This is a genomic window from Alcanivorax sp. (assembly GCF_040119285.1).
GTDB lineage: Bacteria > Pseudomonadota > Gammaproteobacteria > Pseudomonadales > Alcanivoracaceae > Alcanivorax.
In genome coordinates, this window is sequence record NZ_JBEDTY010000030.1 from 61,917 (window position 1) to 85,087 (window position 23,171).

The 23,171-nt window shown below is 54.2% G+C and carries 22 protein-coding genes and 2 tRNA genes; 9 read left to right on the forward strand and 15 right to left on the reverse strand.

Annotated features, from left to right (window positions below; all coding sequences use genetic code 11):
- Window positions 1–271: 271 nt before the first annotated feature.
- From prpF to ABNH10_RS08540, 5 genes are all read right to left on the reverse strand, one after another.
- Window positions 272–1,450 (reverse strand): 2-methylaconitate cis-trans isomerase PrpF, encoded by a 1,179-nt coding sequence (gene prpF, locus ABNH10_RS08520; protein ID WP_349385540.1) that lies wholly within the window; start codon window positions 1,448–1,450, stop codon window positions 272–274.
- 147 nt (window positions 1,451–1,597) lie between these two features.
- Entirely contained in the window at window positions 1,598–4,189 is a 2,592-nt protein-coding gene (acnD, locus tag ABNH10_RS08525; RefSeq protein WP_349385541.1) for a Fe/S-dependent 2-methylisocitrate dehydratase AcnD, read from the reverse strand.
- A 121-nt stretch (window positions 4,190–4,310) separates the two neighbouring features.
- Entirely contained in the window at window positions 4,311–5,456 is a 1,146-nt protein-coding gene (gene prpC / locus ABNH10_RS08530; RefSeq protein WP_349385542.1) for a bifunctional 2-methylcitrate synthase/citrate synthase, read from the reverse strand.
- Between the two features lie 106 nt (window positions 5,457–5,562).
- Window positions 5,563–6,453: a methylisocitrate lyase gene (gene prpB, locus ABNH10_RS08535; protein WP_011588714.1), complete on the reverse strand. Its 891-nt coding sequence runs from the start codon at window positions 6,451–6,453 to the stop codon at window positions 5,563–5,565.
- 9 nt (window positions 6,454–6,462) lie between these two features.
- Window positions 6,463–7,161, reverse strand: coding sequence for a GntR family transcriptional regulator (locus tag ABNH10_RS08540; protein WP_349385543.1), 699 nt, complete (start codon window positions 7,159–7,161; stop codon window positions 6,463–6,465).
- Between the two features lie 501 nt (window positions 7,162–7,662).
- Here ABNH10_RS08540 and ABNH10_RS08545 point away from each other — a divergent pair.
- The gene (locus tag ABNH10_RS08545) at window positions 7,663–8,805 is read left to right on the forward strand and encodes an anthranilate synthase component I family protein (RefSeq protein WP_349385544.1); all 1,143 of its coding nucleotides are present in this window, start codon (window positions 7,663–7,665) and stop codon (window positions 8,803–8,805) included.
- Window positions 8,806–8,882: 77 nt separating this feature from the next.
- Here ABNH10_RS08545 and thrH read toward each other — a convergent pair whose 3' ends face one another.
- The 3 genes from thrH to ABNH10_RS08560 form a co-directional block, all read right to left on the reverse strand.
- Entirely contained in the window at window positions 8,883–9,500 is a 618-nt protein-coding gene (thrH, locus tag ABNH10_RS08550; RefSeq protein WP_349385545.1) for a bifunctional phosphoserine phosphatase/homoserine phosphotransferase ThrH, read from the reverse strand.
- 171 nt (window positions 9,501–9,671) lie between these two features.
- The gene (gene cysB / locus ABNH10_RS08555; protein ID WP_349385546.1) at window positions 9,672–10,649 is read right to left on the reverse strand and encodes an HTH-type transcriptional regulator CysB; all 978 of its coding nucleotides are present in this window, start codon (window positions 10,647–10,649) and stop codon (window positions 9,672–9,674) included.
- Window positions 10,650–10,850: 201 nt separating this feature from the next.
- Window positions 10,851–11,771 carry a 5'-nucleotidase gene (locus ABNH10_RS08560; protein WP_349385547.1) on the reverse strand — a complete coding sequence of 307 codons (921 nt, stop codon included), beginning with the start codon at window positions 11,769–11,771 and terminating at the stop codon, window positions 10,851–10,853.
- Window positions 11,772–12,086: 315 nt separating this feature from the next.
- Between ABNH10_RS08560 and ABNH10_RS08565 the strand changes: the two genes are divergently transcribed.
- Entirely contained in the window at window positions 12,087–12,677 is a 591-nt protein-coding gene (locus tag ABNH10_RS08565; protein WP_349385548.1) for a hypothetical protein, read from the forward strand.
- A 115-nt stretch (window positions 12,678–12,792) separates the two neighbouring features.
- Here ABNH10_RS08565 and ABNH10_RS08570 read toward each other — a convergent pair whose 3' ends face one another.
- On the reverse strand, window positions 12,793–13,221 hold the full coding sequence (locus ABNH10_RS08570; protein WP_349385549.1) for a PilZ domain-containing protein: 429 nt from the start codon (window positions 13,219–13,221) through the stop codon (window positions 12,793–12,795).
- A 572-nt stretch (window positions 13,222–13,793) separates the two neighbouring features.
- Here ABNH10_RS08570 and ABNH10_RS08575 point away from each other — a divergent pair.
- Window positions 13,794–14,570: a DUF3108 domain-containing protein gene (locus ABNH10_RS08575; RefSeq protein WP_349385550.1), complete on the forward strand. Its 777-nt coding sequence runs from the start codon at window positions 13,794–13,796 to the stop codon at window positions 14,568–14,570.
- Here ABNH10_RS08575 and ABNH10_RS08580 read toward each other — a convergent pair.
- Window positions 14,507–14,992 carry a DUF2489 domain-containing protein gene (locus ABNH10_RS08580; protein ID WP_349385551.1) on the reverse strand — a complete coding sequence of 162 codons (486 nt, stop codon included), beginning with the start codon at window positions 14,990–14,992 and terminating at the stop codon, window positions 14,507–14,509. The two genes, ABNH10_RS08575 and ABNH10_RS08580, sit on opposite strands and share 64 nt — an antisense overlap.
- Window positions 14,977–15,375, reverse strand: coding sequence for a PA4575 family protein (locus ABNH10_RS16270; RefSeq protein ID WP_502877122.1), 399 nt, complete (start codon window positions 15,373–15,375; stop codon window positions 14,977–14,979). The genes ABNH10_RS08580 and ABNH10_RS16270 overlap by 16 nt, the downstream gene beginning before the upstream one ends.
- A gap of 27 nt (window positions 15,376–15,402) precedes the next feature.
- On the opposite strand from ABNH10_RS16270, the gene ABNH10_RS08590 reads away from it, so the two are divergent.
- From ABNH10_RS08590 to mtnC, 5 genes are read left to right on the forward strand one after another with little or no spacing between them, the layout of a single operon-like run.
- The gene (locus tag ABNH10_RS08590; RefSeq protein WP_349385553.1) at window positions 15,403–15,858 is read left to right on the forward strand and encodes a PGPGW domain-containing protein; all 456 of its coding nucleotides are present in this window, start codon (window positions 15,403–15,405) and stop codon (window positions 15,856–15,858) included.
- Complete coding sequence (mtnA, locus tag ABNH10_RS08595) at window positions 15,848–16,897, forward strand: S-methyl-5-thioribose-1-phosphate isomerase (RefSeq protein ID WP_349385554.1); 1,050 nt, start codon at window positions 15,848–15,850, stop codon at window positions 16,895–16,897. The genes ABNH10_RS08590 and mtnA overlap by 11 nt, the downstream gene beginning before the upstream one ends.
- The gene (locus tag ABNH10_RS08600) at window positions 16,890–17,525 is read left to right on the forward strand and encodes a methylthioribulose 1-phosphate dehydratase (protein ID WP_349385555.1); all 636 of its coding nucleotides are present in this window, start codon (window positions 16,890–16,892) and stop codon (window positions 17,523–17,525) included. Before mtnA ends, ABNH10_RS08600 begins: the two co-directional genes overlap by 8 nt.
- A gap of 51 nt (window positions 17,526–17,576) precedes the next feature.
- Entirely contained in the window at window positions 17,577–18,122 is a 546-nt protein-coding gene (locus tag ABNH10_RS08605; RefSeq protein ID WP_349385556.1) for a 1,2-dihydroxy-3-keto-5-methylthiopentene dioxygenase, read from the forward strand.
- 40 nt (window positions 18,123–18,162) lie between these two features.
- Window positions 18,163–18,843, forward strand: coding sequence for an acireductone synthase (gene mtnC / locus ABNH10_RS08610; RefSeq protein ID WP_349385557.1), 681 nt, complete (start codon window positions 18,163–18,165; stop codon window positions 18,841–18,843).
- Here the strand turns inward: mtnC and ABNH10_RS08615 are convergent.
- Window positions 18,827–19,999: a class I SAM-dependent methyltransferase gene (locus ABNH10_RS08615; RefSeq protein WP_349385558.1), complete on the reverse strand. Its 1,173-nt coding sequence runs from the start codon at window positions 19,997–19,999 to the stop codon at window positions 18,827–18,829. The two genes, mtnC and ABNH10_RS08615, sit on opposite strands and share 17 nt — an antisense overlap.
- 142 nt (window positions 20,000–20,141) lie before the next feature.
- On the opposite strand from ABNH10_RS08615, the gene ABNH10_RS08620 reads away from it, so the two are divergent.
- A tRNA-Pro gene (locus tag ABNH10_RS08620) sits at window positions 20,142–20,218 on the forward strand.
- Between the two features lie 505 nt (window positions 20,219–20,723).
- Here the strand turns inward: ABNH10_RS08620 and ABNH10_RS08625 are convergent.
- The 3 genes from ABNH10_RS08625 to ABNH10_RS08635 all read right to left on the reverse strand — a co-directional run bounded on the left by ABNH10_RS08625 (window position 20,724) and on the right by ABNH10_RS08635 (window position 23,131).
- Window positions 20,724–22,655, reverse strand: coding sequence for a SurA N-terminal domain-containing protein (locus tag ABNH10_RS08625; protein ID WP_349385559.1), 1,932 nt, complete (start codon window positions 22,653–22,655; stop codon window positions 20,724–20,726).
- 116 nt (window positions 22,656–22,771) lie between these two features.
- A tRNA-Asp gene (locus ABNH10_RS08630) sits at window positions 22,772–22,848 on the reverse strand.
- A gap of 10 nt (window positions 22,849–22,858) precedes the next feature.
- Window positions 22,859–23,131, reverse strand: a complete 273-nt coding sequence (locus ABNH10_RS08635; RefSeq protein ID WP_349385560.1) for an HU family DNA-binding protein — start codon at window positions 23,129–23,131, stop codon at window positions 22,859–22,861.
- Window positions 23,132–23,171 lie beyond the last annotated feature (40 nt).

Sequence of the window (23,171 nt, forward strand, 5' to 3'; positions counted from 1 at the left end):
CATTTGTCAGCACCGCTGGCAGCATCATAACGCTTGCGCTTTACGCGCTTAATACAGTGATGCAAGGAATTCAGCCGTCTTCTCAATGTTCAATGTCTCTATCCCCTGCCCCTCCCCGCTCATGATTGCGCTAGCAAGGTAGAGCATAAGGCGCTCCAGGGGCGTGGGTTTATTTCACCGTGCTAAGCCTTGCCGAAGGTGCGTTTCATTGAGGCAATGCTGGCGAGCCCTTTACTGATGCCCTACATCGCGCCTCGCACAATAATGCACCTTAGAAACAATCACCGGGAATACGGACATTACCTTCCATTAGCACGCGCGCACTGCGGCTCATGCTGGCCTTGGTGGCCGTCCACTGACCATCCACCTGTTTAGCCCCTGCGCCCACACGCAAGGTTCCGGAGGGATGACCGAAGGTAACGCTGTCGCGCTCACCGCCGCCTGCCGCCAGGTTTACCAATGTGCCGGGTACTGCTGAGGCACTGGCGATGGCCACCGCAGCGGTGCCCATCATGGCATGATGCAATTTGCCCATGGACAAGGCTCGAACCAGCAGATCGATATCCCCCTCTTCAATTTGCTTGCCGCTGGAGGCGGAATAGCTCTTGGGCTTGGAGACAAACGCTATTTTTGGGGTATGCTGGCGTGCTTCGGCTTCTTCTATGTTGTCGATGAGGCCCATACGTTTAGCGCCATAGGCGCGAATGGTTTCAAAGGTTTGCAGCGCTTCCTTGTTTTCGTTGATGTCACCCTGCAGCTCGGTACCGCTGTAACCGATATCTTCTGCGTTAACGAAAACCGTCGGGATACCGGCGTTAATCATGGTCGCAGGAAAGGTCCCTACACCGGGAACTTCAAGTTCATCAACCACATTACCAGTGGGGAACATGGCGCCTGCCCCGTCTGCCGGATCCATGAAGTCCACTTTTACCTCAGCGGCGGGGAAAGTCACACCGTCCAGCTCAAAATCACCGGTTTCCTGTACTTCACCATTGGTAACGGGAACATGGGCAACAATCGTTTTCTGAATGTTAACCTGCCAAATACGCACTTCAGCAATACCGTTTTCGGGTATCCGGTCCGCCGCAACCAGGCCGTTGCTAATGGCAAAAGACCCCACTGCCGCTGTCAGGTTGCCACAGTTGCCACTCCAATCCACAAAGGGCTTATCGATGGAAACCTGACCAAACAGGTAATCCACGTCGTGGTCCGCTTTTTCACTTTTGGCCAGAATCACCGATTTACTGGTGCTCGAAGTCGCGCCCCCCATACCATCGGTGTGCTTGCCATAAGGATCGGGACTACCGATCACCCGTAACAGGATTTTGTCGCGCACATCTCCAGCAACCTGTGCCGCTTCGGGCAGGTCTTTCAGGCTGAAGAAAACACCTTTACTGGTGCCACCGCGCATGTAGGTGGCAGGGATTTTAATCTGTGGTGCGTGAGGCATGGTTTTACTCCTTCAAAAAACCCCGGAGTTAAACAGCCGGGGTTTGAGAATTTTATCGGCCGTTAGGGCGCTTACTATGGCCAACCTGGCCCTTGGTTAAGGGGCCGGTTGGCTGACAGACAAACGCCTACGGGCAAGGGCGGCGAATCAGCCTGCGTCTTCCATAAATTCATTTGCGAATTTCTGCAGGATGCCACCCGCGCAATATACGGACACTTCTTCTGCCGTATCCAAACGGCAGAGCACAGGGATACGCTCAACGTCACCGTTGGGGCGGTGCATGATCAGCGTTAACTCGGCGCTGGGCGCCGGTGTGCCTTCCACATCAAAGGTTTCGGTGCCGTCAATGTTAAGGGTGTTGCGAGTAGTCCCTTCTTCAAACTGCAAAGGCATCACCCCCATACCGATCAAGTTAGTGCGGTGAATACGCTCGAAGCCTTCGGCAACGATGGTTTCCACCCCGGCTAACGCCACCCCTTTAGCCGCCCAGTCACGGGACGAGCCTTGACCGTAATCAGCGCCGGCAATGATGATCAGCGGCTGCTTACGCGCCATGTAGGTTTCAATGGCTTCCCACATGCGTTTCACTTCGCCTTCCGGCTCAACCCGAGCCAGGGAGCCCTGAATCACATTGCCATCTTCATCCTTGACCATTTCATTGAACAGTTTCGGGTTAGCCAACGTGGCCCGTTGTGCCGTTAGGTGATCACCACGGTGAGTCGCGTAGGAATTGAAGTCTTCTTCCGGCAGGCCCATTTTGTCTAGGTAGGCACCGGCTGCGCTGTCCAGCAGGATCGCGTTGGATGGCGACAGGTGGTCCGTAGTGATATTGTCCGGCAACACGGCCAATGGACGCATGCCTTTCAGCGCACGGGCCTCGGCCATGGTGCCTTCCCAGTAAGGAGGGCGACGAATGTAGGTGGACTGCGGACGCCAATCGTACAGCGGGCTCGCCGCACGTACACCATCGTCCTTCTTCTCGAACATGGGAATATATGTCTTGCGGAACTGCTCAGGTTTAACCGCCGACTTCACGATGGCATCAATCTCTTCATCTGACGGCCAAATATCCTTAAGCATAATCGGGTTGCCATCCTGATCATGGCCCAACACATCCTTCTCAATATCAAAACGGATGGTACCGGCAATGGCATAGGCTACCACTAGCGGCGGTGACGCCAAGAAGGCCTGCTTGGCGTAAGGGTGAATCCGACCATCAAAGTTACGGTTCCCGGACAACACCGCGGTGGAGTAAAGGTCACGCTCAATCACTTCTTTCTGGATTGTCGGATCCAGTGCACCAGACATGCCGTTACAGGTAGTACAGGCAAATGCGACAACATCAAAACCTTGTTGCTGCAGCTCAGGCAACAAACCAGACTCTTCCAGATACATTTTTACCGTTTTGGAACCGGGGGCCAAGGAGCTTTTCACCCAGGGCTTACGCATCAGACCCAGCTTGTTGGCATTACGTGCCAACAAACCAGCACCAATAATATTGCGCGGGTTGGAGGTGTTGGTGCAGCTAGTGATAGCAGCGATGATCACCGCACCATCAGGCATCAAACCCTCTTCCTGCTTCCACTCCTTGGCGATACCACGGCTACTCAATTCAGAGACAGGCAGCAGGGAGTGCGGGTTGGACGGGCCAGCCAGGTTACGCCCAACTGAAGCGAGATCGAACGACAGCACGCGCTCGTATTCCACCTCTTTCAGACTGTCGGCCCACAGGCCCGTTTCTTTGGCGAATTTTTCAACCAAGGCAACCTGATCATCTTCACGACCGGTAAGGCGCAAGTAATCGATGGTCTGATCATCGATAAAGAACATGCCGGCAGTGGCGCCGTACTCCGGCGTCATGTTGGCAATGGTGGCACGGTCGCCCACAGACAGGCTGTCCGCGCCTTCACCGAAGAATTCAAGATAGGCGCCGACCACGCGCTCTTTACGAAGGAATTCGGTAAGGGCTAACACCAAATCAGTACCAGTGATGCCTGGGTGCAACTTGCCGGTCATTTCCACGCCGACGATATCCGGCAGACGCATCATGGACGGGTTACCCAGCATCACATTTTCCGCTTCCAGACCACCCACGCCCACGGAAATCACACCTAGTGCATCCACCATGGGGGTGTGGCTATCGGTGCCTACACAGGTGTCCGGGAAAGCCACACCATCGCGCACCTGCACCACCGGAGACATTTTCTCCAGGTTAATCTGGTGCATGATGCCGTTACCCGGCGGAATCACGTCCACGTTATCGAAGGCGGTTTTAGTCCAGTTGATAAAATGGAAACGGTCTTCGTTACGACGCTCTTCCACCGCGCGGTTTTTCTCAAATGCACCTTCCTCAAAACCGGGATGCTCAACGGCCAAGGAGTGATCCACGATTAGCTGAGTAGGCACCACCGGGTTCACCTGGGACGGGTCACCACCTTTCTCGGCGATGGCATCACGCAGGCCTGCCAGGTCTACCAATGCGGTTTGGCCGAGGATGTCGTGGCAGACAACCCGAGCTGGGTACCAGGGAAAATCCAGATCGCGCTTGCTCTCAATCAGTTGCGTCAGCGCATCGCTCAGATCAGCCGGTGCACAACGTCGCACCAGCTGCTCTGCCAAAATTCGTGAGGTATAGGGGAGTTTTGCATAGGCCCCAGGCTGGATCGCATCGACCGCCGCACGGGTGTCGAAATAGTCCAGCTCAGTGCCGGGAAGGGGTTTGCGGTATTCGGTGTTCATAGCCTGGGGATCTCTTGTCTGGGTAAATCTTGGGTAAAACGTTCGGCATTCGCGATGCGAGCATCGCTTCCCACAGGAGCCAACTCCTTTCGTGGGAAGTCATGCTTGCATGGTGAAGCGCTTAACCTCGCTCTGCGATCGGCGTTACCGGGCGTAGTTCTTCACCCGTGTAATCCGCGCTTGGGCGAATGATGCGGTTATCCGCGCGCTGCTCCATCACATGGCCTGCCCAACCGGTCAGGCGGCTCATCACGAAGATCGGCGTGAACAGTTTGGTGGGAATGTCCATGAAGAAATAAGCGGAGGCGTGGAAGAAATCTGCGTTACAGAACAGTTTTTTCTCGCGCCACATCACCTCTTCACAACGCACGGAGACGGGATAGAGCACGGTGTCGCCCACGTCCTGGCCCAGCTTTTCCGCCCACTGTTTGATGATGGCGTTACGCGGATCGGATTCAGTGTAGATCGCATGACCAAAACCCATGATTTTCTCTTTGCGCTTAAGCATGCCCATCATTTCCTGCTCGGCATGATCCGCATCGGAAAACTTCTCAATCATGTCCATGGCCGCTTCGTTAGCGCCGCCATGCAACGGCCCACGCAATGTACCAATGGCACCGGTAATACAGCTGTGGATGTCGGACAACGTTGATGCACACACACGGGCGGTAAAGGTGGAGGCGTTGAATTCGTGCTCTGCATACAGAATCAGGGACACGTTCATTACACGCTCATGCAGCTCGTTAGGCTTTTCACCACGCAGCATGTGTAAGAAGTGTGCGCCGATGGAGGCATCGCCGGTATTCTCATCGATACGCACACCGTCGTGGCTAAAGCGATACCAGTAGCAAATGATGGATGGGAAACAGGCCAGCATGCGATCGACGCAAGCTTCTTGGGTTGGGAAGGCGCCCATCACAGTGGTGTCTTCCTGTTCCAAATTACCCAGCATGGAACAACCGGTACGGATTACATCCATGGGGTGGGCATTTTTCGGAATCTGTTCCAGAACGGTTTTTAACTCTGTGGGCAGGCTGCGCAGACCTTGCAACTTGGTCTTGTAGGCATCTAGCTCCGCCTGGGTGGGCAGCTGGCCCTTAAGAATCAGGTACGCCACTTCTTCAAATTCGCAGTTTTCTGCCAAATCCTTAACGTCATAACCACGGTAAGTCAGGCCAGAGCCAGAAACGCCCACAGTGGAAAGTGCCGTTTTACCAGCGACCTGACCGCGCAAACCTGCGCCACCGAGTTTTTTTGCTTCAGCCATGATTTGTCTCCTTGTAAATCTACTTTTCAACCGCCTTGGCGGGATCTATGTTCTGCAAGAGCCGCGTTTGAATAATTACCACTCCTGCAGCAGGTCTCTACGGTTATTAACCCTTGCCCTTGGCAAAGAGCGCGTCCAGTTTCTGCTCGTAATCGTGGTAATTGAGGAAATCGTACAGCTCCATACGTGTCTGCATGATGTCTACCACGTCTTTTTGATGGCCTTGTTCGCGGATGCTCTGATACACCTGCAATGCAGCCTTGTTCATGGCACGGAAAGCACTCAGCGGATACAGCACCATATCCGCGCCTGCCTCGGCCAGCTCTTCACGGCTGAACAGTGGAGTGGCCCCAAATTCAGTAATGTTAGCCAACAACGGCGCATCGCCTAGACCTTTCTTGAACGCTTTGTAGTCTTCCAGGGTGTGTACGGCTTCTGCGAAAATGCCGTCAGCACCTGCGTCGATGCAGGCGCGTGCACGCTCGATCGCCGCTTCCAAACCATCTTTCTGGAAGGCGTCAGTACGGGCAATGATGAAGAAATCATCATCAGTCTTACCATCGACAGCAGCTTTAACCCGGTCGACCATCTCTTCCTGGGAAACGATTTCCTTATTCGGCCGGTGACCGCAGCGCTTCTGGGCGACCTGATCTTCCAAGTGCACCGCGCCAGCCCCCGCTTTAATCATTTCTTTCACGGTGCGAGAGATATTGAACGCCCCACCCCAACCGGTATCAATGTCTACCAACAGAGGGGTTTGCACGGCACTGGAGATACGGCGCACGTCTTCCAGCACGTCGTTCATGCTGGTCATGCCCAGATCAGGCATGCCGTAGCTGGCATTGGCGACACCACCACCGGACAGGTAGATAGCGCGATAACCAACCTGCTCCGCCATCATTGCCGCATAGGCATTGATGGTTCCCATAATTTGAAGGGGCTTTTCTTCCGCGAGCGCTTTGCGGAAGCGGCCGCCGGCGGTCAGGTTTGCTGACATGGCGTTCTCCTAGTTATCCGATTTCAAGGTTTCCGCCTTGTGGGCGGCATATTGGGTTTCAATGTTTTTGCGAGCACTGCTGATATGGCGGCGCATCAATAGCTCCGCCATCTCGCCATCGCGGGCCTCTATGGCCTCCACGATACGGCGGTGTTCATTAAGGGCTTTCTGCGGGCGATTCGCCACGGAACTGAACTGGTACCGGTACATGCGCACCAAGTGGTAGAGCTCGCCGATCAGCATCTGGCTGAGGGTGCCATTGTGGCTGCCCTGAATAATGCGGTAGTGGAAGTCCAGGTCGCCCTCGCGCTGAAAATAGGCGGTATCTTGCTGCAAGTCTTGCTGCTGCTCATGTTGAGCCAGCACATCGTATAGCCCCGCCACTTCTTGCGTTGACATTTGCTCGGCCGCCAAGCGCGCAGCCATACCTTCCAGGGCTTCACGGACATGGTAGATTTCAATCAGGTCGTCAAAGCTCAGAGACGCGACACGGGTACCCACATGGACAACGCGTTCGAGTAACTTGCGGGATTCAAGACGGCGGATAGCTTCACGGAGCGGGCCACGGCTGACGCCATAACGGCCTGCCAACTCGGTCTCGCTGACCTTGGACCCGGGCGGGATCTCGCCACGCACAATATCGTCCTGCAACAGGGAAAAAACCCGGTCAGCCAAGGTGCGTGAGGATTCTGGTGCAGCAACAGACATAAAATAGCCCGATTGTTGACAATTTCAACGACCGAGCTGGACTTTACGCCCTCAAAGTAATGACTTCAAGGGCAATTGTTGACAATCGTCTCACCTAAGGCACCACAGTGTAAAAGGATCGTACCACCACCGATATCATCGACACAGCATTGAACTAGGCCCTACGAAAGGGACACCAATATTCCTTGTTAATCTTCAGTCAGATCACGATTGCTATTATCGAGCGCACCCGCCGCTAGCCTCAGCAACAAAACGGTAGTGGCACACTTCGTATTGGCAAAGTGCAAATAATAAAACCCGCGGGCTGGCTATTTTGCGCATTGCTCTTGCCGGCTATGAACACACCACGACCTGCCTTGAAGATGTCAGTGATCACGACACCAAAAACGAGGCGATCATGGCGGCCTGGGTTCTGCATTATAACCGTTACTCATCAGCAACAAGAATGGGCATCGTTGCATTACGGGGGTAGACTAGCGCCTCATTTTACTCTGGCAGCTCATGACTTACCCTTGCGTTTTTCAATCTGAAGGTAGCTTACGCTGGCTCGGTGAGCCGGATGCGGTATTGAGCGCCCAGTCATTGTCAGAGTTGCATGAGCTACGAGCCAACATAGAATGCGCGCTAGCAAACGAATACTGTTTCGTTGCAGGCATACTGCCCTATGAAGTAGGGGCCGCATTACACGGATTACCTTGCCCCCCCTTTACTGCTTGGGCGTACTTGTATAAAGACGCTCCCTGCCAGCACAATCCTAATCCTGACGGCGCTCTCGTCAGCACACCGACCGGCGCAGAAAAATTTGCCCTGGAGTCGGCGTTTAAGCCGGAACAAACGCAACAAGCCTATTTGGCCAGCCTGTCACGGATCCAGGCCTATCTGCGCGCTGGCGACTGCTACCAGGTCAACTTAGCCCAGCGTTTTTCTGCCCGTTTCAGCGGCTCCACTCTCAGCGCTTGGCTTGGCTTACAACAAGCTCACCCTGCCCCACATAGCTGCTATTTCCAAACGGATGACGGCAACAGTGTATTCGGGGTTTCACCGGAGCGCTTTCTTTCCATCAGGAATCGACAGGTAGTGACAGAGCCTATCAAGGGCTCTCGCCCGCGAGGCTCTAACCCTGAGGAAGATGGTCGGCTGGCGGCTGAGTTAAGAGCCAACCCCAAAGACCTGGCCGAGAATCTGATGATAGTAGATCTGCTCCGCAATGATCTGGGGCTCAGCTGTAAATCGGGCAGCATCCAGGCTTCGCCACTATTTGAATTACGCCAGTTCAGCAATGTGCAACACCTTGTCAGCACCATCACCGGCACCCTGAAAGCCGACATCACGCCGCTGGAGGCTCTATTCCGTGCCTTTCCTGGGGGGTCGATTACCGGGGCTCCCAAACAACGAGCCATGGAAATCATCGCCGAACTTGAACCTGTCGCCCGTGGAGCCTATTGCGGTAGTTTCTTCTGGATGGATGATCAAGAGAACCTGGACAGCAACATCCTGATTCGCACTATGCAAACTGACGGAGATCGGATCTACTGCCATGGCGGCGGAGGGATCGTATTTGATTCAGCCCCCTTGGCAGAATACGAGGAAAGCCTGTTCAAGGTGGAAAAGCTGATGCGGGCACTTGAGGAAAGATTTCTTTAAGTGCCTCGTCGTCCAGCGAGCTTCACGCAACACGCCAAATCCATTGGCCTGTTACGTACAGCCCGCCACCACGCACGTTACAGCGAAATATCGCGCTCGCTGGCCTTAATGATCTCTTTCTTCAAGTCCTCGTAGCTATGCACTGCAGGAAATTGCGGGAATTCGGCGATAACGTTATCCGGGGCATGGAATAATATGCCCTGCTCAGCTTCCCCTAGCATAGTGGTGTCGTTATAGGAGTCGCCGGCTGAAATTACCCGGTAATTCAGGCTGTGGAAAGCGATCACGGAAGCGCGCTTGGGATCTTTCTGGCGCAGCTTATAGTCTGTGATGCGACCTTTTTCATCCACTTCCAGACGGTGACAGAACAATGTCGGCCAGCCCAGTTTCTTCATCAACGGCTTGGCAAACTCGTAGAAAGTGTCCGACAGGATGATCAGCTGGAAATTCTCGCGGGCCCACTCAACAAACTCTTTAGCCCCGTCCATCGGGTCCAAGGTATCGATCACCGCCTGAATGTCGGGCAGGCCGTAGCCATGCTCGTCCAGAATTTTCAGACGCATACGCATGAGTTCGTCATAGTCCGGGATGTCCCGGGTGGTGGCGCGCAGCTCATCGATGCCAGTTTTTTCAGCGAAGTTAATCCAGATTTCAGGGATCAACACCCCTTCAAGGTCCAGGCACAACAGTTCCACGGTGTTTCCCCTTTGGATAAGTTAAGGCGCGCACAATGTAGCGGCGCCCCCGCCGCTTTGCAACGGGGAAGCAGGTTTGGGTGTCATGCCCATTATGCCAGGGAGAAAACAATGCTTTGACCATACAATCGCTTTCCACTGGGAGGAAAACCAGACGGCGCCATTAGGCCGCTAGCGAATAGGTAGCTCTATACTTTCAAATAACATTTCCCGCTCTTCCCGATTAGGAGCCTTGATAGCCGCATCCACTCGCTCCCGGGTCAAATGAGGAGCGAAGGCTTCTAAAAAGTCGTACATAAAACCGCGCAGAAATGTGCCTTTACGAAAGCCGATTCGGGTGGTGCTAGGCTCAAACAGGTGACTAGCATCCAGTGCGATCAACCCCTTGTCTTCCACTGGGTCGACTGCCATGTGCGCAATAATCCCCACCCCCATTCCCAGGCGAACATAGGTCTTTATCACATCAGCATCAGCGGCAGTGAAAACCACTTTGGGATCCAGCCCTTTATCAACAAAAGCGTCATCAAGCTTACTGCGACCGGTGAAACCAAATACATAGGTCACAAGGGGATAATCAGCTAGCGCCTCTAGCGTTAAAGGCTTTGTTGCTTCTGCCAGAGGGTGCCCTTGCGGCACTACTACGGTCCGGTTCCAGCGGTAACAGGGCATCATGATCAGGTCAGAGAACAAATCCAAGGCTTCCGTGGCAATGGCGAAATCCACACTACCCTTTGCCGCCATTTCGGAAATCTGCATGGGGGTGCCCTGATGCATGTGCAACGATACATCAGGGAAACGGCCGGTAAATTGATGTATGACGGGCGGCAAGGCATAACGTGCCTGGGTATGCGTAGTGGCAATACTTAGCTCACCCCGGGATTCATCACGAAACTCCTGCGACACCCGGCGAATAGACTCCGCCTGCTGCAGGATTTCGCCGGCAATCTGAAGAATAGCCTGCCCGGCGGGCGTAATATGAGTAAGGTGTTTTCCGCTACGAGCAAAAACTTCTACACCCAGCTCATCTTCCAGCATCCGAATTTGTTTACTGATGCCGGGCTGCGAGGTGTAAAGTGCCGCTGCGGTGGCTGACACATTCAGGTCGTGGCGGGCGACTTCCCAAATGTAGCGTAGTTGTTGCAGTTTCATCCCTGCCTCCGCATTAAATCCATAATCAGTTATAAGAATGTAATCGATTATTCGTTCAGCGCATAGGCAACCGTGTTTGATAAGGCCATTACGCGCCGTGCCTGTGGCTGAACAAAAAGCAGTCATTCAGCGTCCGACTGCCAGCCCTACTCATTGTTAGCGCTGTCGACTTCAATCGACCAATACAACGGTGATTCTCGCTCAAACCTGTGACGGCCCCTTCTTTTTATTGGAGATGCCATGGGGCACGTGGCCTGCGGCCACATGTTCAGAAGCGGACTCACAGTGCCCTTGCTGATCATCGAAAAAAACGTCGGCTCCGAAAGCCCGCAGGAACTCCCCTTTGGACAATCCGCCCAAGAACAGACTTTCATCCAGCCGTATATCCCAGTCGCGCAAGGTGCGCACCACGCGTTCATGGGCAGGCGCACCGCGAGCCGTAACCAAAGCCGTGCGGATGGGACAGTCCGCCACCGGAAAGCTATTCTGTAACTGATGTAACGCCGCCAGAAACGGCTTAAAAGGCCCTCCATTCATGGGCTTTCTAGCCGATTGTCGTTCATTCTCTGTAAATGCCTCTAGCCCGTCGCTCTGAAAAATTTGCTCCGACTCATCAGAAAACAACACCGCATCGCCGTCGAAGGCGATGCGCAAAATGCCATCCGGGCGCTGACACTGCCCCCCCGACAAAATCGTCGCCGCCGCATAACCGGCTTCCAGTACCTGTTGTACATCTCCCGGGTCCGTCGACAAAAACAAATGAGCACCAAATGCAGAAACATAACGATGGGGACTTTCACCACTGGCAAATGCCGCACGGGTAATTGGTAGACCATAGTGGGCAATGGAGTTAAACACCCGCAGCCCCGTATCCGAGCTGTTACGCGATAACAAGATTACCTCGACCCGCCCTTTACCCTGCTCCAGATCGTTGATCGCCAACAGTTTTTTTACCAACGGAAAGGCATCGCCAGGTTCCAGCAAGTCGTCTTCATGCTGAACCTGGTAGTCCTGAAAGGCTTCTAGGCCTTCTTCAAGGTAAACCCGGTGGCTGTCTGAAAGATTGAACAGGGCCCGTGAGCTAATCGCGATGACCAATTTGCCATCGAACGTTACTGGCATAATTCCTGTCTCGGTCGTTGTTATAGGCTTCAGTATCCAGCCCTGCCAAACAAACCGCAACGCCAAGAGCCGACACAGGCTCGGCGAGCACGAAATTCACCTAACAAGAAGGTAAAGGTAACGTATCGAGATAAAAGGAATCCCAAGCTACCGGCACCGGTTTGTTCCTCAGGCATCCTGTAATTGATCAATGGTTGTTCAACGTTCATATGTGGCATAAAGTTGCAACAGCAAGTGCGTTGATCTGAGCCAGCACTCATTAAGAGCCCGTTGGCCATTAACGAAACAATCCGTAGTGGAAAAAGGGAGTCATCCATGGCTGCTAGCAAGGTGAAAGATACTGTCGAGGAACTTCAGGCTCAGATTCGCAAGCTGGCTGAGCGCTTCGACAAGGAACGCGAAAAACAGATCGCACAACTGGAAAAGCAACTAGAGAAAGTGCGTGAAAGCCTCAATCAGCAACTGAAGCGCCAGCGCGAGTATTTCGCCAAGCTGGAAAAACTCCAAGCTGAGTACAGAGAAAAGGCCACTACCACCATAAAGCGTCAGCTTGATCGCGCCCGCAAAACCGCTGACGATACACGCAAACAGGTGGACGATTCCGAAGCGCGTAAACGTATACTGGAAACCGAAGTTAAAGTTCTCAAGGCCACAGCCAAGCAAGCGCACAGCCTGGCTCGCGTGATTGGTCAGTATGAAAAAGATTTGGAAAAACGCGCTAAAGAGATCCAGCGCAAGGTAGCCCCCAAAAAAGCCCCGGCCAAGAAAAAGGCCGCGGCCAAGAAAACACCGGCTAAAAAAGCCGCAACCAAGAAGGCCCCGGCCAAAAAGAAAGCCGCAGCCAAAAAAGCCCCTGCGAAAAAAGCGGCAGCCAAAAAGGCAGCCGCTAAGAAAAACGCCGAGTAACATCTTGCACCGGCATAAAAAAACCGCCAGCTCGGCGGTTTTTTTTATGCTTACTGCAAACCAAGATATGAAGGTCAAGCGGCGCCGTTTAGCGTAGGGCCGACACCTCAAACACTCAATCGATTAACGTCGCCAGGAAAGGTTCCATACCAGCCAGATAGCGAATCTGATGCTGATCAGTATCTCCAACCAACTCCCGCAAGTTCGTATAAGTGCGTAATCCGATGCGATAGGCCTGCCCTGCACGCTGGCTACTGACTACTTCGGCGGAAACGCGCCTCAAAATCATTCCCGGCGTGTACAAATCCAACTGAACAATGGTGCCATTATTGAATCGAATTGGAGAGGTCAGCCCAATACCGTAACGGTTATAGTCTAGCGCCTTGGCCCGGGCCATGAAACGCCATCCGCCAAAAATCCGGTGACCATAGATATCGATACGCATTTGCGTATTGATTCGTGCCAGCTTGCGGCGGTTTGCGCCGCGGGTTTCCCTGCTATTCATCATCGAACCGTATAGGTATGTTGTCGAGATAGTTGGCACCACCGCCCTCCTGGCGCCGAGGCCATTATCGTTAGCCCTTGAGTGTTGCCGAAGCCGCAGCCTTATACATTGTAACATGAGTGGCAAAAACGCTGGCATCCAGCGCTCCCCGAAGGGATTAAACGGCAGCTAGCGCTTGCTGTTTTTCTAGCGTGGCATCACGCACAACCCCATCGGCTCCGTTTGGCTCCGAATCAACCGCCTTCAGGGCGCCGAGGACCAACCGTGCAACAGCACCTGACATTGACTGACCTTAGAAATCTGAAAATCGATTAACCCCCCTTTATGCATTCTGTGACCCGTGCCGTGCCTCTACTCCTCACACATGCAATACATCAACTTCATTTGCACGTTACGTTAGGTATATTGATAGACTCTCGCCGTGAATTCGTGATGGAAAAGACGACCTACACCGTATTTTAATTCATACTGGCAAACCCTATTAGCAAGAAACTCCAGAGCCAAAGAAAACGCCTTCCAGTGCACCGTTAACGGGGGACGCCCTTCGCACGGAGCACGATGATGTAAATTGGCGTATTCCTCAGCCTGATCCACGCAGGAACACAAGGAAAGTGGCGAATCGTACTGGAACATTTACGCTGGGGCGGCTGCTCGTCTGTCTGGCATGGTTTGTGTGTCAATCACTGGCGCCACGGGCCTCAGCACAGGGCAACTTTCCTGCCCAACTTCGTCCCGCCGAGGGCACCTACCGAGTGGTGGTTAATGGTATACCGGTAGGGCTGAGCGCCACTATTCGCCTGGAAAAAGCCGAACCTGGCTACCGCCTGCAATTCACCGCCCGCAACCGCCTTTTCAAGCATGAAGAAAGCGCCCATTTCGATTGGCAAAACTGTACCGCCACCCCCTATCACTATCAGCACGCCAGTGCAGGTTTCGGCATGAAGCGAGGTGGAGAAATCCGCTTTGACTGGGGCACCGAACAAGCATTGGGGAGCAAAGCCACCTACAACCTAGCGGCGGACACACTGGATGCGCTCAGTGTGGCCATGGTTGCACGTTGTCATATGGCGAACGGAGATCAGTCATTCAGCTACGCCGTCGCGGAACCCGATGGCATGACCCAATACCACTACGCATCACTAGGTACTGATTTTCTGGAAACGCCCGCCGGCACCTGGGAGGTGGCTGGACTGGAACGGGATTACACAGAGCGCGGCCGACACTCTGAATTTTGGGCCGCCAGGGAACTGAACTACTTCATGGTCCGTATGGATCATAGAGAAAATCCCTTTATTCGCGGCCGTATCGAACTGACTGGTTTTCGTTATCTGGACGAAGACGACAACAAGACGGAACGCCATGAAGGCAGTACGGTGACCAGCCGCTGAACCGCATCACCCACAACAGCAGCCTGCTCTTCTTCCAACTGCCAGCGGTAATTGTCCTGGCTATGTCGGGCACGGGCAGTCAAACCTTGCCGCGTATCTCCACGATCAAACTGCTGACAGATCTGAGCAAATTGGTGGATATCAGACACATCCACTTTGGGTGAGACATCTTCAGGCAAGTAGTCCAGCAGAGCGCTGATCCGGATCGCCGCCTCACTTAACTCTACCTGCTTTTGGTTAACTACCCGGCAGAGCACCTCCAGACTATCGAGTATTTGCGTATACTGCGCTTCGCTACGGGCTTTTTCTGCCTGTTTCTCAATGCTGCGGTGGCGGACCATCCAAATTTTCCAGATCAATACCCCCAATAATGCGCCAATCATTAATCCAATAACAATTGCCAGAATTACTTGCCCGGCCATGGCCATACCTGGTCCTCCCGGAATACACAATCCACCCGATGTGGGCTTCGCGCTTCCATCAATAATTTACGTTGGCGCCAAGCCGGCAGCTGCCACTGCTGGTCGTCGACGCGCTCATAACCCTGGGTGAGCAGAGCCTCTGTGATCTTCTTCAGCTGACCGCGAGCCAAATCTCGACTGCTCAGTGGGCCCTGACGGTGAACTCGATCAATATTTGATCTTCCGGCAAGGCAAACTAGATACCAGCTGTTCTCTCCCACTGAAAGCAGGTGAAATTCGATGCGATGAGGTTCTAAACGCCGCTCGCACTCCGCCACTGGATGTCGGCACAGCCATGATTGAAAATTGCCTGTCATAGCGCCATTGTACGTTGCACAGAGCATACGTTCACACTATTCCCCGGAGGCCTATTGAACGCTGACTTGCCTAGCTGGCTCGCGCCGCTAGCGCAGCAACTTGAACCCTGGTTGCCCGCGCTGACTATTACCGGGGCCATCATGGCCGTAGCCTCGCTGGTTGCGCTGCCTTGGTTTTTGGTGCGCATACCCGAAAATTACTTTACCCAGGCGTATTCTCCCCACCAGAACCGAGGCGTTATTGCCTGGCTGTTCTGGCTATTACGCAATCTGTTAGCACTACTATTACTCATTGCAGGCATCATCATGCTGGTGCTACCAGGCCAAGGTTTGCTCACCATTCTGATTGCCATAATGAGCAGCACATTCCCAGGGAAATACCGTTTGGAAAGCGCTATTATGCGCCGCCCCGGGGTCTTCCGGGCCGCCAACTGGATCCGGGCCAAATACCACCACCGACCGCTGGAACACCCGGATGCCTATAACAAGGAACCTACCCATGGCCGTTGACAGCGCCGCAATCCGCTGGCTTGGTGATCACCTGCAATTGCTGGATCAACGTCGTCTGCCCACCGAGACGCTGTGGCTGGACATCCGCAATAGCCAACAAGCGGCAGACGCCATCCGTAACATGGTCGTGCGTGGCGCCCCCGCCATTGGCATCACTGCAGCCTATGGCCTAGCCCTAGAAGCTCAAGGCATGGGCAATGACGCATCCCTGGTGGCACTGCAAAATGCGGTTACCACCCTAGCGGACAGCCGGCCAACGGCGGTGAACCTTTTTTGGGCACTTGAACGCCTGCAACGTTATGCGGGAGGGTTACAAGGCAAGGCGCTGGCGCAGGCTATGGCCGAGGACGCTGAAGCCATTCATCGCGAAGACCTCGCCGCTAACCAGGCCATGGGCGAATTCGGTGCCGACCTGTTGCCCAACGGCGCCACCGTCTACACCCACTGCAATACCGGTGCTCTAGCCACCGGCGGGCATGGCACCGCTCTCGGCATTATCCGCAGCGCCTGGGCGCGAAATCAACTCACTGGCGTGTTTGCCGGCGAAACCCGCCCTTGGTTACAGGGCAGCCGGCTGACCAGCTGGGAGCTGCTGAACGATGGCATTCCAGTGACCCTGGTGGCGGACAGCTGTGCCGGGCAACTGATGCAGCAGGGGAAAATCCAAGCCGTTATCGTGGGCGCAGACCGTATCACCGCCAATGGTGATACCGCTAACAAAATCGGCACCTATAATCTGGCTGTTTTGGCCCAGCATCACAATATTCCCTTCATCGTGGCCGCTCCCGTCTCAACGCTGGACCCGGCCCTGCCCAATGGCAGCCATATTGTGATTGAGGAACGGGACGCTAACGAAGTGCGCAACGTGCAAGGCAAGTCGTTAGCCCCTGAACATTGCCCGGTATATAACCCAGCCTTTGATATCACCCCTGCGCAATTGATCACCGCCATCGTTACCGAGCGAGGCGTGGTCCACCGCCCGGATACGGCCAAAATTAACAGCCATCTGGCTCAGACCAAGGAAAGCCAGCATGCCTGAACGCCCCTACTCTACCGCTGTCTTCCGCGACGCTGCCCGAGCACTGGCGGCCACCGGGCAACGGATTTACGCTAATGGCTGGTCGCCTGCCACCAGCAGTAATTACTCTCAGCGGCTCAATACCGACTTTGCCGCCGTTACTCAATCTGGCAAAGACAAAGGCCTGCTGCGAGAAACGGATATCATGGCTGTGAACATGGACGGCCAGCCGGTTTCCAGCGGCAAGCCCTCTGCAGAAACCTTGCTGCATACCCAACTTTACCGCTTCGATGGCAACATTCAGGCGGTACTTCACACCCATAGCCATGCCTCCACCGTGCTGACCATGCACTGGCCCGCTAACAGCATTACTTTGGAAGGTTATGAGCTGCTCAAAGCCCTGCAAGGCATTACCAGCCACAACAGCCGGCTGACCATTCCGGTATTTGAAAACACCCAGGATATCGCTGCCTTGGCAACCAAAGTCGATCACCAAATGCGCACCGGGCACATCAGCCACGCCTATCTTATTCGCGGCCACGGCTTGTATACCTGGGCTAACGATCTGCCAACCTGTTACCGGCAGCTGGAAGCACTTGAGACGCTGCTGGCCATTGAACTGGAATGCCGAAGGCTGCGAGGCAGCTAAATCAGCATTGTCTCAACGTGCCAATGAATATGCAGACATGGAGAACCGGCTATGCATAGCGAACTGAAAGTCTTTTCTGATCAGGCCCCCGGGCGAGTGGAGCAACACCTCACCGACAAGGCCGCCATGGCGCGGGTACTGGCGAGCGCTGGGGTACGCTACGAACAATGGCAAGCCAACCAGGCACTATCCGATGACCCTCAGCAAGATGAAGTCATCCAGGCCTACCAGGCCGATATTGATCGATTGATTGCCGATAAGGGTTACCAAACTGTCGATGTGGTTAGCATGGTGCCTGATCACCCGGAAAAAGCGGCCTTCCGGCAAAAGTTTCTGGAAGAACACCGCCACAGTGAAGATGAAGTGCGTTTTTTTGTTGAAGGCCGAGGGCTGTTCACCCTGCATATCAATGGCAAGGTCTACGAAGTGCTGTGCAGCAAAGGAGATTTGATAAGCGTACCGGCCAACACGCCGCATTGGTTTGATATGGGCCCGGAACCACGCTTCGTGGCCATTCGCCTGTTCAACAATCCGGATGGCTGGGTGGCGAACTTTACCGGCAGTGATATTGCCCAACGTTTTAATCGGTTAGATTAAAACTCATCCGCCTGGATACTCACACTTTGAAGGAAACGGCATGATCAACGCCATCATCACAGACATCGAAGGCACCACCAGCAGCATCGCGTTTGTGAAAGAGGTGCTGTTCCCCTATGCCGCCAAGCGGTTTCCCGATTTTCTCGGGGATCACTGGGATCATCCTTGCGTTCAAGAGCAAATAAAAGCCGCCGAAAAGGAAAGTGGAGAAATGCTGGGCTCCGCTGATAAAGCCGCCGCGCTTTTCCTGCGCTGGATAGAGGAAGACCGCAAGGCTACCCCGCTGAAAACCCTGCAAGGCATGATCTGGAAAGCCGGTTACGAAAACGGCGATTACACCGCCCATATGTACCCGGACACCGCGCCGGCCCTGAAAAAATGGCACCAGAAAGGCATCGCTCTGTACGTGTATTCCTCCGGGTCCATCGCCGCACAGCAGTTATTCTTTGGCTACAGCGATGCCGGTGATCTCACCGGGCTGTTATCCGGTTATTTCGATACCACCACTGGCCCCAAACAGGAGACAGACAGCTATCGGGCGATCCAGCAGGCGATTGATAAACCCGCCAACACCTTGCTGTTTCTGTCCGATATCGAAGCGGAATTGGATGCCGCCGCTGAAGCAGGGTTCAACACCTGTCTGCTGGACCGGCAACAGGCTGGGCTGGAAAGCCGTCACCCGGTGGCCAGCAATTTTAATCACATCAATCTAGCAGATTAGACGCCGACGGGGTCGGGCCCTGGCAGCGCCACACCACAAACTTGGCATTACTGGCCAACACGGTCACCGACGTAAAACGACGCGCCAACACCTTGTGGTAGCCAAGATGGCGGTTACCGATGACTCGCAGCTCCCCCCCCGGCACCAGTGCTGCGGCCGCCTGATTGAATAATCGCCGTGCCACATGGTCACCGACCACGTGCCCATCATGAAACGGAGGGTTCAGCAAAATACAGTCGAAGCGTTGCTCCAGGCCAGCCAAACCATCGCCAAGATGGAAATGGCTCTCCGCATCAGGAAAATAACGCGACACATTATCGCGGGCGCTCTCCAGCGCCAGCCAGGACTCATCACAAAAGGTGACTCTGGCCGCGGGATTGGCTTTCAGCGCGGCCATGCCTATCACCCCGTTTCCGCAACCCAAATCGGCCACTTTAGCCCCCGTATGCAAAGCCTCAGGCAGGTGGTCCAGGAAAAATCGTGCGCCAATATCCAGTTGCTGCTGAGCAAACACGCCCGCGTGCACGGTTAAGCGCCACTGCAGTGCGTCTACCCGGCAAGGGTAGTCGGTATCGGCCAATACCCGCCCCGGCGCCTGGGCACTGAACAAGCGGGCTTTTTTCCATCCATATTCCGCCCGACCATTACCTAGATACCGTTGCATCAATGGCACTAGCTGCCGTGGCAAATGCTTGTCCATGCCCGCCAACCATATCGGCACACCCTTTGGAAGATGCCCGCTTAACCATTGCAACTGCCATTGCAGAAGCGCAATGGACTTAGGGACACGCATAATGACCTGATCCGGGCTCTGCTTGGGCGCATCAAGCGGCCAGCAAAAGAGGAGATCGGGGTCGAGTCCATTGTCTACGGCATTCGCCCGGGCAGCCGCTGCCGCGGTATACGAATCGCCACTGCTCTCAATGTCAAGGGCGCTCGCTGCCGCCTGTTGCAGAGCTAAGCAAAGCGCTCCTTGCTGATCATTAAGCACCAGGGTTTTGGGCGCATTATCCCCATTCCCCAGAGCCTGCCCTCGTTCAGCTAACGTATTGAGCAGATACAGATCGGCGTTATCCCAGGCTTGCAGAGTCTCGTTGCGCCGACGCGGCCAGCGCTGCAAGCAAAGCTCGCCCCAAGGGTGGTGAAAAGGCGTCATCGTTGTCCTGTATTCATAGCAAAAGCAAGCGGGGCGCATTTTGCCCGTTACCTGCAGGATTGGCCAGAAACTGCGCAAGCGGGCTTTGCCACGAGATTTAAGTATGGCATTTTTTAGATTGGCTGCTAGAATGCGCAGCCATCGGAGTATAGCTCAGCTTGGTAGAGTACTACGTTCGGGACGTAGGGGTCGCAGGTTCGAATCCTGCTACTCCGACCATATTCACCCCTCGCACCAAGGGGTTGCAAGAAGGCCGCGAAAGCGGCCTTTTTCGTTTCTAACTTTAGGGTCAGCATTTCTAACTTTAGGCTCAGAGGTGCAGCAAATTCCGTCATCACGATAAGTATCTATCCAGCACCGCTATTGATTATTTGAGCCACCGTCCCAAGCCACGACTCTCCCCTTAAGAATTTACTCATTCGCGTACGCCGCGCACCCGCATGAACAAAACCCCGGGAAAGGCTCATGCTGGGCAGCCCTTCCATAACGCATGGCGGTGAGGCTAGCCGATAGTGAATCGCCGCCATTGCTCTACACTCGTGACTGCCATTCCACGGCAACATAGCTTCTGAGATGGCGGGATATACCCTTATTCTGTTGCTTGATTTCACAAACAACGTAACCGGGTGCGTTGCTCGCCCCTACCCATTTCACTTTCATCCGTGATGGCCTACAAAAAAGCCCACCTGGGCGGTGGGCTTTTTTGGGGGGAGTTTCCGAGCAGTTATTCGCCCTGATTGCCACTCAGGCGAGACGGGTGCAGTTCCACATCACCCTCTTCGCGAAGCAGAGCAACGACCTGACGGAAGTTGCGCTGGCCTTCCACATTGCCAAGCTCGACCAAAGCCGCTTGCTGCTGGGCATCACTCAGAGGCTCGGCATTTCCATCAGCCACGCGAATCACTTGATGCGCCACCACCGAACCATTGCCCAAACGCGTTACTGCAACAGGGGATGCCTCACCTTCTGAAAAACGCGGCGCGCTGAAAGCAGCATTGACGACTTCCATGGCCGGCTCAGCACCACCACGTTGCAGGCCTTCCTGTTCTTCGATTTCCACCTCGAAAAGAGCTGCTACTGATTCCAGATCAGCACCCTCTTTGATCGACGTTTCAGCTTTTTCGACAAGTTGCTGCACCTGATCCATGGCACGCTCACCTTTCAAACGCTCCCGGATAGCAAAAGATACCTCTTCAAGTGGCATCGGCTCTGCCGGTTTGTCTTCAGCAATACGCACAGCGATGTAGTGCGTCGCGTCAATTTCGAGCAAATCACTATTGTGCCCTTGCTGACGCACTTGGTCCGAATTCAGGGCCTGCTGTACTTGCGGCAACGACAAGGGCTCCTCAGCAGCTGTCAGATCAATCCAATCGGTGGTCTTCACGGAAGTCCCCACCTGTTCGGCTGGACTCTGAAGATCCGCATGCTCGTAAAGCAATTCTTCCAACCTCGCCACATCCTCATTCAACAATGCTTCTGCACGGGCTTTAGTCAAATCGACTCGAATCTGGCCAGACAGATTAGCCAGCGTGGGCAACTCAGTAGCAGTGGCTTGCTGGGTCACTTTAATCAGATGAACACCTGCATCAGTTACCACCGGAGCGGATACGGTATCGGGTGACAAATCTGTAATCGTCGCTTCCATTTCTTCCGGCAAAGCGCCTTTGGAAACCACACCCAAATCCCCACCAGATTGGGCGCTACCTGTATCATCTGAATACTGGGCAGCCGTATCCGCAAAGGAGGCACCACCAGCAATGGCTTTAGCCGCTTCACGGGCACGGGCCTTTGCTTGTTCCAGATCGCGATCATCATTCAATTCTATGAGGATATGCGACACCTGACGAGGCGCATCACCACCACCCGCCTCTTCCATAATGGATTTGCGAACGTCGTACTCGGCTTTCACTTCTTCGTCGGTAACGCTGACCTGATCTGCATACTCTTGAGCTGACAGCTCAACGTAGGAAACCTTGAATTCTTCAGGGCGCATAAATTCACCCTGATTTTCATCATAAAAGGTTTGGACTTCTTCATCAGACACTGTGAACCGGTTACGCAGCGAATCGATATCCAGCTGCGCATAACGAATATCGCGGGACTGTTCGCCAAGGCGGCGCTGCTCGTTCAATTCTGACGGCAGAGAAAAATCCGTCTGCATAAACCCTGCACGGAATTGCTCCTTTATCATGTCCTGGCGCAATCCTTGGACATAGCTTTGTGGATTCATGCCACGGGCACGCAGTTCACGATCGAACCGCTGCTCAGAAAACGTTCCCTCTTCCTGGAATAGCGGCACCTTATAAATATCAGCCGCAACCTGTTTTTCGCTGAATACCATATTGGACTTCCCAGCGGCAGACAGTATCAATTGCTCGTTAACAATGCCGTCCAGCACCATTTCCGGTCGCACAAAGGAATCCAGCAACTCAGGATTCATGTTCGGGCTTTGTTCGCGAAGCATGTTGCGAACCCGCTCAACCCTTTGATTGACTACGCCACGCGTGATCTTGGTATCTTCTACTTCAGCCACAACGTCGCCAGTATTTCCACCGACAAAATAGCCATAAAAGCCGGAAATCACGAAAGGAAGAATGATAGCGGCAAGCAGGACCTTGCCCACGGGACCGCGGACAAACCGTCTGAACTCCTGCATGAAATTACTCCGTAAGGATATTCTGGAATTCGATCTTGTTATTCAGAACCCGCGAGCTGCTGCTGGTTCCCTTTAATGCAAAAAAGCGTACCCGTTACGAGTACGCTTTCTCAAACTGGCGGAGCGGACGGGACTCGAACCCGCGACCCCCGGCGTGACAGGCCGGTATTCTAACCAGCTGAACTACCGCTCCTGCAAACAGTCTAGTTCACCGCGTCTTTCAGTGCTTTACCGGCTTTGAAGCCCGGCACGTTGGCAGCGGCGATCTTGATGGTCTGGCCAGTTTGCGGGTTACGGCCATCGCGAGCCTCACGACGCTTCACAGCAAAAGTACCAAAACCTACCAGAGACACGCTGTCACCTTTTTTCAGGGCACCAGTTATCGCTTCCAAAGTAGAATCCAGAGCGCGACCAGCGTCGGCTTTGGAAATATCCGCGCTAGCGGCAATCGCATCAATCAACTCTGACTTATTCACAAGGTTCCCCTTTCTCTATTTTCCCGGTTTTATGGTCGAG

Excerpts from the sequence above, each read along its gene's own strand:
- prpF (WP_349385540.1), bottom strand. The coding sequence starts at position 1,450 with ATGCCTCACGCACCACAGATTAAAATCCCTGCCACCTACATGCGCGGT.
- acnD (WP_349385541.1), bottom strand. The coding sequence starts at position 4,189 with ATGAACACCGAATACCGCAAACCCCTTCCCGGCACTGAGCTGGACTAT.
- prpC (WP_349385542.1), bottom strand. The coding sequence starts at position 5,456 with ATGGCTGAAGCAAAAAAACTCGGTGGCGCAGGTTTGCGCGGTCAGGTC.
- prpB (WP_011588714.1), bottom strand. The coding sequence starts at position 6,453 with ATGTCAGCAAACCTGACCGCCGGCGGCCGCTTCCGCAAAGCGCTCGCG.
- ABNH10_RS08540 (WP_349385543.1), bottom strand. The coding sequence starts at position 7,161 with ATGTCTGTTGCTGCACCAGAATCCTCACGCACCTTGGCTGACCGGGTT.
- ABNH10_RS08545 (WP_349385544.1), top strand. The coding sequence starts at position 7,663 with ATGACTTACCCTTGCGTTTTTCAATCTGAAGGTAGCTTACGCTGGCTC.
- cysB (WP_349385546.1), bottom strand. The coding sequence starts at position 10,649 with ATGAAACTGCAACAACTACGCTACATTTGGGAAGTCGCCCGCCACGAC.
- ABNH10_RS08560 (WP_349385547.1), bottom strand. The coding sequence starts at position 11,771 with ATGCCAGTAACGTTCGATGGCAAATTGGTCATCGCGATTAGCTCACGG.
- ABNH10_RS08565 (WP_349385548.1), top strand. The coding sequence starts at position 12,087 with ATGGCTGCTAGCAAGGTGAAAGATACTGTCGAGGAACTTCAGGCTCAG.
- ABNH10_RS08580 (WP_349385551.1), bottom strand. The coding sequence starts at position 14,992 with ATGGCCGGGCAAGTAATTCTGGCAATTGTTATTGGATTAATGATTGGC.
- ABNH10_RS16270 (WP_502877122.1), bottom strand. The coding sequence starts at position 15,375 with ATGCTCTGTGCAACGTACAATGGCGCTATGACAGGCAATTTTCAATCA.
- mtnA (WP_349385554.1), top strand. The coding sequence starts at position 15,848 with ATGGCCGTTGACAGCGCCGCAATCCGCTGGCTTGGTGATCACCTGCAA.
- ABNH10_RS08600 (WP_349385555.1), top strand. The coding sequence starts at position 16,890 with ATGCCTGAACGCCCCTACTCTACCGCTGTCTTCCGCGACGCTGCCCGA.
- ABNH10_RS08605 (WP_349385556.1), top strand. The coding sequence starts at position 17,577 with ATGCATAGCGAACTGAAAGTCTTTTCTGATCAGGCCCCCGGGCGAGTG.
- mtnC (WP_349385557.1), top strand. The coding sequence starts at position 18,163 with ATGATCAACGCCATCATCACAGACATCGAAGGCACCACCAGCAGCATC.
- ABNH10_RS08615 (WP_349385558.1), bottom strand. The coding sequence starts at position 19,999 with ATGACGCCTTTTCACCACCCTTGGGGCGAGCTTTGCTTGCAGCGCTGG.
- ABNH10_RS08625 (WP_349385559.1), bottom strand. The coding sequence starts at position 22,655 with ATGCAGGAGTTCAGACGGTTTGTCCGCGGTCCCGTGGGCAAGGTCCTG.